The sequence below is a fragment of the Candidatus Thermoplasmatota archaeon genome, assembly GCA_035541015.1.
Classification (GTDB): Archaea; Thermoplasmatota; SW-10-69-26; order JACQPN01; family JAIVGT01; genus DATLFM01.
Genome location: DATLFM010000099.1, coordinates 1 through 9,723 on the forward strand (window position 1 = coordinate 1; position 9,723 = coordinate 9,723).

At 71.2% G+C, this 9,723-nt stretch carries 11 protein-coding genes; 6 read left to right on the forward strand and 5 right to left on the reverse strand.

The window, feature by feature from the left end:
• On the reverse strand, window positions 1-671 hold a 671-nt coding region (locus tag VM681_09625), incomplete at its 3' end, for an HVO_0476 family zinc finger protein (protein HVL88243.1).
• Between the two features lie 105 nt (window positions 672-776).
• On the opposite strand from VM681_09625, the gene glp reads away from it, so the two are divergent.
• From glp to VM681_09640, 3 genes are all read left to right on the forward strand, one after another.
• The gene (glp, locus tag VM681_09630; protein HVL88244.1) at window positions 777-2,009 is read left to right on the forward strand and encodes a gephyrin-like molybdotransferase Glp; all 1,233 of its coding nucleotides are present in this window, start codon (window positions 777-779) and stop codon (window positions 2,007-2,009) included.
• Window positions 2,009-2,344: a twin-arginine translocase TatA/TatE family subunit gene (locus VM681_09635; protein ID HVL88245.1), complete on the forward strand. Its 336-nt coding sequence runs from the start codon at window positions 2,009-2,011 to the stop codon at window positions 2,342-2,344. Before glp ends, VM681_09635 begins: the two co-directional genes overlap by 1 nt.
• An 86-nt stretch (window positions 2,345-2,430) precedes the next feature.
• On the forward strand, window positions 2,431-2,652 hold the full coding sequence (locus VM681_09640; GenBank protein HVL88246.1) for a hypothetical protein: 222 nt from the start codon (window positions 2,431-2,433) through the stop codon (window positions 2,650-2,652).
• 40 nt (window positions 2,653-2,692) lie between these two features.
• On the opposite strand, the gene VM681_09645 is transcribed toward VM681_09640, so the two are convergent.
• Window positions 2,693-4,099, reverse strand: a complete 1,407-nt coding sequence (locus VM681_09645; protein HVL88247.1) for a twin-arginine translocase subunit TatC — start codon at window positions 4,097-4,099, stop codon at window positions 2,693-2,695.
• Window positions 4,100-4,184: 85 nt separating this feature from the next.
• Here VM681_09645 and VM681_09650 point away from each other — a divergent pair, with 85 nt between their 5' ends.
• Window positions 4,185-4,376, forward strand: coding sequence for a hypothetical protein (locus VM681_09650; protein HVL88248.1), 192 nt, complete (start codon window positions 4,185-4,187; stop codon window positions 4,374-4,376).
• A 5-nt stretch (window positions 4,377-4,381) separates the two neighbouring features.
• Here VM681_09650 and VM681_09655 read toward each other — a convergent pair whose 3' ends face one another.
• Window positions 4,382-4,537: a hypothetical protein gene (locus VM681_09655; GenBank protein HVL88249.1), complete on the reverse strand. Its 156-nt coding sequence runs from the start codon at window positions 4,535-4,537 to the stop codon at window positions 4,382-4,384.
• 63 nt (window positions 4,538-4,600) lie between these two features.
• Between VM681_09655 and acs the strand changes: the two genes are divergently transcribed.
• Window positions 4,601-6,553, forward strand: coding sequence for an acetate--CoA ligase (gene acs, locus VM681_09660; GenBank protein ID HVL88250.1), 1,953 nt, complete (start codon window positions 4,601-4,603; stop codon window positions 6,551-6,553).
• A gap of 417 nt (window positions 6,554-6,970) precedes the next feature.
• Here acs and VM681_09665 read toward each other — a convergent pair whose 3' ends face one another.
• Window positions 6,971-7,618 carry a V-type ATP synthase subunit D gene (locus VM681_09665; protein HVL88251.1) on the reverse strand — a complete coding sequence of 216 codons (648 nt, stop codon included), beginning with the start codon at window positions 7,616-7,618 and terminating at the stop codon, window positions 6,971-6,973.
• Between the two features lie 119 nt (window positions 7,619-7,737).
• Between VM681_09665 and VM681_09670 the strand changes: the two genes are divergently transcribed.
• Window positions 7,738-8,103 (forward strand): hypothetical protein, encoded by a 366-nt coding sequence (locus VM681_09670; GenBank protein HVL88252.1) that lies wholly within the window; start codon window positions 7,738-7,740, stop codon window positions 8,101-8,103.
• Here the strand turns inward: VM681_09670 and VM681_09675 are convergent.
• Window positions 8,100-9,266, reverse strand: coding sequence for a helix-turn-helix domain-containing protein (locus tag VM681_09675; protein HVL88253.1), 1,167 nt, complete (start codon window positions 9,264-9,266; stop codon window positions 8,100-8,102). The genes VM681_09670 and VM681_09675 overlap by 4 nt on opposite strands.
• Window positions 9,267-9,723 lie beyond the last annotated feature (457 nt).

The following is a 9,723-nucleotide window of genomic DNA, read 5'->3' on the forward strand; positions in this document are numbered from 1 at the left end:
CGCACGACGAGCGAGTCGAAGTGGCGCGCCCAGATCGTCTGCAGGTCGCGCACGCGCCCGCCTTGCACCCGAAGGCCCGAAGCGTCCTCCAGGCCCATGACCTGCACGCTCTGGTCGGGAAGCGAGAGCTCGTCGCCCACCTGCACCCAGTCGTCGCGCGGCAGGCGGATGGACCGCCGTTCCGAAGCGGGGCCGCGGCTCACGATGACGTGCACGTCGGCCTCGCCGGCACGCTTCACGAGGGCGTGGTGGGTCGTGCCGCACTCCTGGCAGGTCGCGACGACGTCGTACGTAACCCCGCCGCGTCGCCCGACCGTGCCCTTCCGCACGTCGTGCATGGTGTCCTCGCCGCACGTTGGGCAGGCGACCTCGAGCGCCGTGGGAACTTCGCGCGCGTCGAGGGTCTGCGCCGCGCCGGCCTCGGATCCGTCGACGAGGGCCTCCTCGTCGTCCCCCGCTTCGTCCTCGTCGTCCTCCTCGTCTTCGTCCCATTCGTCCTCGCCGGCCTTGCGCGCTTCCTCGTCCTCGTCGTAGTCGGGAAGGTTCGCGAGGTCGTCCGGCTCCGGGGGTTCGGGCGCCGTCTCGGGCGCCGTGCCGCCGCGCGCGTGGCGCGCGAGCGCCGAGGCTCGCTTTTCCGCGGCGTCCTTCTTGTCTCGCCGGAGCCGGCCCATCGGGCCGCGGGAACCCGGTGGGACTAGAAGAACGTTCCTTCGCCTCGCGCCGGAAGCCCCTTCATCATTAAGTACCCCCTTTGAGTTCGAAGCCCGATCGCGCGCATGCGAGCCATGGATCCCCACGCGGGCATGCGGCCGTTCAAGGCGCTCCTCAGCGCGCGCGAGGCGCTGGACCTTCTTTTGGCCAACGCGAGGCGCATCGAGCGCCTCGAACGGGTGGCGCTCTCGGCCGCGGTCGGCCGCGTGCTCGCTCGAGACGTCGTCGCGTCGATCGACGTTCCGCCGTTTGCGCGTGCGGCCATGGACGGCTTTGCCGTGCTCGCCCACGACACCTTCGGCGCCACGCGCACGAGCCCCCGGCGGTTGCGCCTCGCGGGCGTCCTGCACGCCGGCGACGCGCCCGTTCGAGCCGTGGGGCCGGGCGAGGCGATCCAGATCGCCACGGGCGCGAAGCTGCCGCCGGGCGCCGACGCGGTCGTCCGCGTGGAGGACGCGCAAGCGCGCGACGGCGAGGTGCACGTGGAGGTGCCCGTCTACCCGCACCGCAACGTGAGCGCGGCGGGCGTGGACGTGCCCGCGGGATCGCGCGTCCTGGTCGCCGGCGCCGTGCTCGACCCGGCGAAGGTGGGCGTGCTGGCGAGCCTGGGCCTTTCGCAGGTGGACGTCGTGGCTCGGCCGCGCGTGGCCGTCCTGCCGACGGGCAGCGAGGTCGTCGCGCCCGGCTCGCCGCTTCGCGAGGGCGCCATCTACGACAGCAACACGTTCACGCTCTCCTCGCTCGTCGCGCGGTTTGGCGCCGAGCCTCTCACGTGGGGCGCCGTCGAGGATTCGCTCCCGGCGCTCGAACGGGCGCTCAACCGCGCGCGCGAGGCCGATTGCGTCGTGCTCTCGGGCGGGTCGTCGGTGGGCGAGCGCGATCTTGTCGTGGACCTCGTCCGCCGCCGCGGCACGCTCTTGTTCCACGGCGTGCAGGTGAAGCCGGGCAAGCCGATGCTTGGCGCCGTCGTCGACGGCAGGCTTCTCCTCGGCTTCCCCGGCTACCCGGTGAGCTGCCTCACGAACGCGTACCTGTTTCTGCTGCCCGTCCTGCGGCGCCTGTCGGGCGCGCCCGACCCCCCGCGGCGCAGCTTCCCCGCGCGCATGGGCGAGCGCCTCTCCTCGAGCCTCGGCCGCCTGCAGATCCTCACGGTCCGCGTGCGGGACGGCGAGGCGTTCAGCACGTACAAGGAGTCGGGCGCGCTCACGAGCATGGCCGAGTCCGACGGGTACATCCTCATCCCCGAGAACGTGGATCTCGTGGACAAGGGCGAGACGGTCGAGGTGTTCCCGTGGTGATGCTCTCCTTCCTCAACGTCGGCGCCACCGAGATCCTCGTCATCGCGGTCCTCGCGCTTCTGCTCTTTGGCGCCGACCGGATCCCCGAGCTTGCGCGGCAGCTCGGCCGCGCCCGGGCCCAGTTCGACGCGGCCGCGCGCGAGTTCGACCGGAACGTGCGACGGGAGCAGGGGCTCGAGAGCCGGCCCGGGGACGCCGTCCCGCGCGGCCACCTCGACGCCCAGCGCGCTCTTTCCGACGAGCGCCTGCGGCGCGCCGCGCGGGAGCTTGGCATCGACGACGCCGGCAAGAGCCCCGAGGAGCTCCGACGCCTCCTGGGCGAGAAGCTGGAGTAGCCGCCACGCTGTCCAAACGTCGGCAGAAAAGCTTCTTGGTGCTCCGCCCCCAAGGAAAGGCGCGCACCTACTTGCGCGGTGAGGAAATGAGCGACGACATCCAAACGAGTCGGGCTCGCGTGTTGATCCCCGTTTTGCTTGCAACGGCGGTCCTGGCGCTTGCGGGATGGGCAGCGGCGTGCGCGCCCGGATCGAGCACGTGGCAGGAACAGAACTGTACGTACATGGGATGGGGCTGGTCCCGCTGCTGCTACACGGTGCGGGATCCCGACAACAACCGCCAGTCCTGCTGGTGGCAGCAGCAATGACGAGCGGGCGCAACGTCGGCCCGGGCGTCCAAGCCTCGGGCTAGGGAACCGGAAGCGCCAAGGCCGCGGGCGCGCGGGCGCGCTCGCCCCGCCGCGCGACGAGAAGGCCCACGCCGTAGAGCGCGCACAGCGGCACGGCCACGATCGCCTGGCCCACGAGCGTTGGATCGGGCGTGACGATCGCGGCGAGGACCACGATCGCAAGCACGGCGTGGCGCCACAGGCGCGCCATCGTTCCGTACGACACGAAGCCCAGCCGCGAGGCGGCCCACATGAGCACGGGCAGCTGGAACGCGAACGCGAAGATGCCGACGATCACGACGACAAAGCCCACGAGCGCGTCGACCGTGACAAGCGGCCGCGCGCCGATCCCCTCGGTGAAGAGGTAGAGGATGCCCAGCATCGTGGGAACGAGAAGGTAGTAGGCGAACGCCGCCCCGGCGGCAAACAAGCCCGTGACCGCCGGAATCAGCCGCAGGAGGAACCGGCGTTCCGAGGCGGCAAGCGCAGGCGCCAGGAAGGCTGCCGCCTGGTAGCCCGCGACCGGCGAGGCAAGAAGGAGCCCGAGCACCAAGGCGACCTCGATCTGCGCAAGCGCGCCGGCCACCGGCGAGGTCACGATCACCTCCACGCCGGGGGGAACGGTGGAGGCCACGATCTCCCGGAAGGCGCGCGCGGCCAGGTTGTCGGTGAACGACGGTTGCGGCACGGGCAGGACCGCGCCCAGAATGGCGGTGGGAACGATCGCAAAACTCAGCGTGAAGAAGGTGAGCGCCAACACGGCGGCCACCACGACCTTGAGGCGGAAGGAGAGCTCGCGCAGGTGGCCGAGGTAGCCCATGGGCTCCGTTGCGCGGAGTCGGTCGCGCGCCGCCACGAGGAGCGTTCCCGCGAGCACGAGGGCAAGGAGCGCCCCGAGGATGGCCGGAAGCGCGAGCCCCAAGCTGGCGTGCCGAACGTCCAGCGACAAGACTGCGCCGGGAGCGAGGTCCGCGTACTCCCGCTGGCGCAGCGCCTGCCCGTCGATCGTCGCGTGCAGCGACTCGGGCGCCTCGATGCGCGCGGTCGCGCTGGCCGCTCCAAGCGGCAGGAGGAGCTGCGGCGAGACGGGGCCCGGGGCGGCCTCCCGCGTGGCCTGCACGGTCACGACGATGACGTCGGCGCGCGCGGCGTCGTCGGGCACGTGCACGAGCACGCGGTCGTGCGCCGCGCGGTGCCACGGGACCGGGCGGCCGTCGACGAGCACCTGTACGACCGAGTAGCCCGCGGGAATGCCCACGGGGAGGCTCTCGATCCCCTGCGGCACAACGCGATGGGTCTGCAGGAGCGTGCTTTCGCCTGCCTCGGGAACGTACAACCGGACGTCGGCCCCCTCGACGGTTGCGGCCTGCGCGGCGGGGGCCGCAAGGAGGAAAACGAGGAGGGCCGGGACGAGGGCGCGCTGCACGCGCGGCAACCCGGGCGGGACCCCTTCAAGCTATCCCTCGCGGGCGCCCCAATCTTTTTCCCGGCCGGGCGGCTTTTGCCCGCCCATGGCCCTCACGTGGCTCACGTTCGAATGCGCTTCCTGCGGTCGCCGCCTGTACAGCGGCTACGCCGTGGAGACGATCCGCCACGCAGGCAAGCTCGTCGGAACGGAATTCCTGTGCGCCGACTGCGGCGTCGAGACGCCCGTCGCGCAGGCGAAGCTGCAAACGGCCGACGGGAAGCCTTGGGCTCCCTGACAGGATCAGAAGCCGATCTTGGCGCCGGCCAAGATGAGGATCATTGCAACGTACCCGAAGGACAGGTACACGAGCGACAGCCACCACAGGCGCCGGAACCAGATGGCCTTGCGCTCGGGGTTCGTCCAGATGGCTTCGAACGTCCGCTCGAAGTAGCCCACGCAGGCCCGATTCCGCTCCGGCGGATAAGCTTTTGCCGCGCCCGGCTCTTGTCCGGGCGTCGGATGGCCGAGATCGAGAGCGTCCTCCACGCGGGCGAAGCGGTTCCCCCGCCGCCCTCCTTCGCCGCGCGCGCGAACCTGACGCAGGAGGCCTACGAGGCGGCGCGCGCCCTGGGCGAAGGCGACCCGCAGGCGCTCTGGGCGCGGGAAGCCTCCCGCCTTGCGTGGGAGAGGCCCTGGGACCGCGTGCTCGACTGGGACCCGCCGCGCGCGCGGTGGTTCGTGGGCGGCCGCCTCAACGCAGCCGTCAACTGCGTCGATCGCCACGTGCGCGAGGGACGCGGAGACAAGCGCGCCATCGTGTGGGAGGGCGAGCCCGGCGACGAGCGCGTGATCACCTACCGCGATCTTGCCGGGCAGGTAAGCCAAGCGGCAAGCGCGCTCTCGCAGCTTGGCGTGCGCGCGGGCGACCGCGTGGCCATCTACCTGCCGCTTGTCCCGGAAGCCGTCGTCGCCATGCTCGCCTGCGCGCGCATCGGCGCCCCGCATACGGTCGTCTTCGGAGGCTTTGCGGCCGACGCCCTCTCCGACCGCATGAACGACGCACGCGCCAAAGTGCTCGTCACGGCCGACGGCGGGTATCGCAAAGGCGCCGTGATTCCGCTCAAGGCCAACGCGGACGCCGCCCTTGCGAAGTCGCCCTCGGTCGAGTCGGTGCTCGTGGTCCGCCGCACCGGGGCGGACGTTCCCATGCGCGCCGGGCGCGACCGCTACTGGCACGAGGCCCTGGAGGCCGCTCCAACGCGCCACGAGGCTAGCGCGTGGGATTCCGAGCATCCGCTCTTTGTCCTCTACACGTCGGGCTCGACGGGGAAACCCAAGGGCGTGCTCCACACGACCGGCGGATACCTCACGCACGCCGCGGCCAGCACGCGCTGGGTGTTCGACCTTAAGGACGACGACGTCTACTGGTGCACGGCCGACGTGGGCTGGGTGACGGGCCACACGTACCTCGTGTACGGGCCGCTTGCCAACGGCGCGACGGTGGTCCTGTACGAGGGCGCGCCCACGACGCCCGCGCCCGACCGCTGGTGGGACATCGTCGGGCGCCGGCGCGTGACCGTGCTGTACACGGCGCCCACGGCCATCCGCACGTTCGTGCGCCTGGGGGAAGCGTGGCCGGGCAGGCACGACCTCTCGAGCCTGCGGCTCCTTGGCACCGTGGGCGAGCCCATCAACCCGGAAGCGTGGAGCTGGTACCGGCGCGTGATCGGCGGCAACCGCTGCCCGGTCGTCGACACGTGGTGGCAGACGGAGACCGGCGGCATCTGCATCGCGCCCGTGCCCGGGGCCGTCGCCACGCCGCCGGGCAGCGCGACGTTCCCGCTTCCGGGCATCGACGCGGCCGTCGTCGATCGCGAGGGGAACGAAGTCGCGTCCGGGCAGGGAGGCTTCCTCGTGATCCGCCGCCCCTGGCCGGGGATGCTGCGGACGGTCTTCGGGGACGACGAGCGGTACGTCAAACAGTACTGGAGCCAGGTGCGCGGACCCGAGGGCCCGTACTACTTCACGGGCGACGGCGCGCGCCGCGACGAGCAAGGACGCTTCTGGATCCTCGGGCGCGTGGACGACGTGATCAAGGTGTCGGGGCACCGCCTTGGAACCATGGAGATCGAGAGCGCGCTCGTTTCCCACCCGCAGGTCGCCGAGGCGGCCGTGGTGGGACGACCCGACGCGGTGAAGGGCGAGGCCATCGTCGCCTTCGTGACGCCGCGGGCCGGCGTCGCGGCGGGCCCGCCGCTTGCCGACGCGTTGCGCGCGCACGTTTCGAAGGAACTGGGCGCGCTCGCCCGACCGGAAGAAATCCGGTTCGCCGACGCTCTGCCCAAGACGCGCAGCGGCAAGATCATGCGCCGTCTGTTGCGCGAGCTTGCCGCTACGGGCGCGGTGTCCGGCGACGTGACGACGCTCGAGGACCTGTCGGTCCTGGCGTCTTTGCGGGCGGACGAGGAGTAAGCTTCAACGCCGGCGGAGGGGGCTCTGGCGGCTCCCCGCATAGGCGACCGCAAGGACGATCCCAAGCAGGAAGAGGAGGAACCCTGCAAGGCTCAAGGGGGCGCGGGAGGATGGCATGAGCGTTCGTGCGTTCGCGGGAACATGAACTTCTTGGATCGAGGTTCGAACCGTCGTGCCTTCGGGCGACACGCACCACGTTCGTACCGCCTGAACACCGTCGGTAGTCCCTCATCCGCTAAGCCTCGCCGCGGCGATGACAAAATGGCGAAGCCGATGGAAGTCCTGCAAGCGCTGTTCCATTGCCGTGCGTGCGGGTATTTCGAACCCGTGGAAGGTTCGCCGAAGATCGTTCCCCGGTGCTGCGGGCGCCGGATGGCCAAGCTCCTCGAGCTTTTGCCCGCCACGGCGCAAGCCTGACTAGGCGGCGGGAATCCCGGCCGCCTCGCCCTTGGCCTTGATTTTCTTCAGGCGGAAGATGTTCTCGCGCTCCATCTCCTCGAGCCGAAGCGAGATGAAGTTGCGGGTCTCCTGAAGCTCGGGGATGACCTTGAACTCGAGCGCGTTCACGCGGCGCTTGGTCTTCTCCACCTCGTCGAGGAGGCGCTTCATGGACGTTTCGAGCTCGGCGGCTTTCACGACGTCGGCCACGAGTTGCTCGTACGCCTTGGCGGCCTCGTCCACGTGGGCGCTTGTCCCAAGCATGCCGTAGCCGCGCTGGTCGGCTCGCGAGCGGACGGTCGTGCCCTTGATGTCCGGAACGACGACGCCCATCAGGTTCTTGCGGGCAAGCTGGATCTCGGGGTGCGCCACGAGCGCAAGCGCGGCGCTCTTCAAGGCGACCGAGCCCTCGACCGCGTAGGCGACGGCGAGCTTCTCGCGCGCGATGCGGTCGTTGCCGGCCATGCGCGAGCGGAGCGCCTTGGCCTCGTCGAGCAGCTTGAAGAACTCCATGATGAGGCCGTCGCGCTTCATCTTGAGGAGCTTGTGGCCCTTCACGCTGAGGTTGATCTTCTTCTTGAGCTCGATGAGCTCGGAGCGCGTGGGCTTCACGTCGCGGACGGCCATCGGGCCCGGATTGGGACCCCGGATTTAAGCGTTTTGGGCTCGTCGTGGCGGCCGTGTGACGCGACGGTGGGCGACCAACCTGGAACAATTGCCATCAAGGCGCGCTGCCGTCGGCGACCATGCGCCCGATTCTCGTGCTCGCCGTGGCCCTCGTCGCGACCGCCGCCCTTCCTGCGGTTCCCGCTCCGCCGCCTGTGACCGAAGAGGCGCGCGTGCAAGCCGTCGCGACGCCTGGCCCGGCTGCGCAAAGCACGATGGACATCTGGTGCGGGCGCGGATGCCCCATCGTGCTGGCAAAGAGCCCCGACACGAGGATGGAGCTTGTCGTCACAAACGACCACGACCACCACGTCTACCGCTGCGTGTGGCCCCCCGGACAACCCCCCGCGTGCACGGGGCACGCCCACGAAGGCGGCCTTGTCCACAGCACGTTGTCGGTCTCCGGCGCGCCGGGCACAGCCGCCGTGTACTGGTGGGCCTACTAGCTCGATCGGTCCGATTTCGCAAGCAAGCCAAAGGCGCGCAGCCGGTCGCGGTGCCAACGGGCCGTGCTGCGCGGAAGCCCCGTGGCCGCGGCAAGGCCCGACAGACTTTGGCCAGGATCCACGCTAAGCGCGTCGAGCACGCGTCGGCTTGCCGGGTGCAAGAGCGCCACGGCTTCGCGGCGTTTGGCCTCCGGGAACGAACCGCCGTTGCGGAAGTAGCGCACGCGCGCGCCCACGCGCGAGGCTTCGACGAGATGGAACTCGCGCAGCACGCGCAGGTGGTGGACCACCGTGCGGTGCTCGACGCCAAGGCTTGCGGCAAGCGAGCCCGCGGTCGTGCCGGGCTTGGCCAGCACGCGCTCGTACACGGCCTGCCGCGTGGACGAGGAGAACACGTCCTCGCGCGAAAGGCGACGGTAGAGCGCCCACGCAAGAAGCAGGGCCGACCCGGCAAGCAGGGCAAACGGCACGGCGTCGGCGCCAAGCCCCGTTCCCGCCATGGCTCGCGTCTGCGCGGACAAGCCCGGTCCCGCAGGTGCAGCCGCCGGCGGGCGCTCGCGTCCCGAAGCGGCGCCTTCGAGGGAACCTTCGGAAGCGGCGTTTGCAAGCCACGTCGGGGCGGCTGCGGGCTCCTCCCGGGTGGGCGCCGCGGCCGGAACGTCTCGCGTCGTGCCGCGCGCAAGCGGGGCGCGGTCGGCGGGCAGGACGCGGCAGGCGTCCTGCAGCCAGTCGCTATGGAACCGTTGCCGCGCTTCGGACAGCACCGGCTGCGCGTGCGACTCGCGTTGCCGGCAAAGGACGCCGGCGTGTCGCGTCGCGGCAACGGTGGGGGCGATGGCGGGGGCGGCCGCGTCGGCGGCGTTGGCAAGGACCGGCGCGCTTTGGCCTTGCATCGTGGCCCACAGCGGGGCGGTCTTCGCGTTTGTCTCGTGGCTTGTCTCCGACGCGCTGGGCGCTGCAACCGAGGCGGGGGGCGAAGCGGTCGTTTCCGGAAGCGCGGGCGCAAGGTCCGGAGGCGGCGCAAGCACGATCGGCTCGACGGAGACGGGAGAAGGCCGCGCGCGTTCCTGCGCGTCGGGCTCGACGGCAGCCGCTTGGGCCAAGCCGGCGGAAAGCCACGCCACGAGGAGGACGCCGGCGACCGTCGCCTGCCCTGACCTCATGGGCCACGACGAGGCGTTTGGCCACTTAACGGTTTCCGCGAAGCCGTGGCGGGGTGGGCAACGAACGTGGAACAATGGCTATCCATGGAAGGGCGCTCCCGGCTCGGGGACGTCGCAGGAGCGCTACGGTCGACGCCTTGCGCCGGCCTTCGACCGGATTTTCGCTCGATCCGTTGCGCGGCGCGCGGCGGCCCGCTGGCGCGGGACGCCCGAAGGCTTTGCGGCGGCGGCGGAGACGCGGCGGACCTTCGGGACGTCGCGCGGGCGCGTCGAGGGCATGCTCGCCGCCTTCCACGATTGCGTTCCCATCCGCTGCGCGGGCCGGGCGCGCTTGCGGGCGCCCTGCGGCACGCGGCCGCGGCGGGGGCCCTTGGCGCGGGCGCCCCGTTGGCGGGGCGGCGCCTTACTTGCCACCGCGACCGCCTTTTCCGCCCTTCGCGCGCCGGCGCGCGGGCAC

What these genes read in the sequence shown, in the direction of transcription:
- VM681_09675 (HVL88253.1), bottom strand. Translation starts at nt 9,266, where the DNA reads ATGAGGTCAGGGCAGGCGACGGTCGCCGGCGTCCTCCTCGTGGCGTGG.
- VM681_09650 (HVL88248.1), top strand. Translation starts at nt 4,185, where the DNA reads ATGGCCCTCACGTGGCTCACGTTCGAATGCGCTTCCTGCGGTCGCCGC.
- VM681_09670 (HVL88252.1), top strand. Translation starts at nt 7,738, where the DNA reads ATGCGCCCGATTCTCGTGCTCGCCGTGGCCCTCGTCGCGACCGCCGCC.
- VM681_09665 (HVL88251.1), bottom strand. Translation starts at nt 7,618, where the DNA reads ATGGCCGTCCGCGACGTGAAGCCCACGCGCTCCGAGCTCATCGAGCTC.
- acs (HVL88250.1), top strand. Translation starts at nt 4,601, where the DNA reads ATGGCCGAGATCGAGAGCGTCCTCCACGCGGGCGAAGCGGTTCCCCCG.
- VM681_09640 (HVL88246.1), top strand. Translation starts at nt 2,431, where the DNA reads ATGAGCGACGACATCCAAACGAGTCGGGCTCGCGTGTTGATCCCCGTT.
- VM681_09635 (HVL88245.1), top strand. Translation starts at nt 2,009, where the DNA reads ATGCTCTCCTTCCTCAACGTCGGCGCCACCGAGATCCTCGTCATCGCG.
- glp (HVL88244.1), top strand. Translation starts at nt 777, where the DNA reads ATGCGAGCCATGGATCCCCACGCGGGCATGCGGCCGTTCAAGGCGCTC.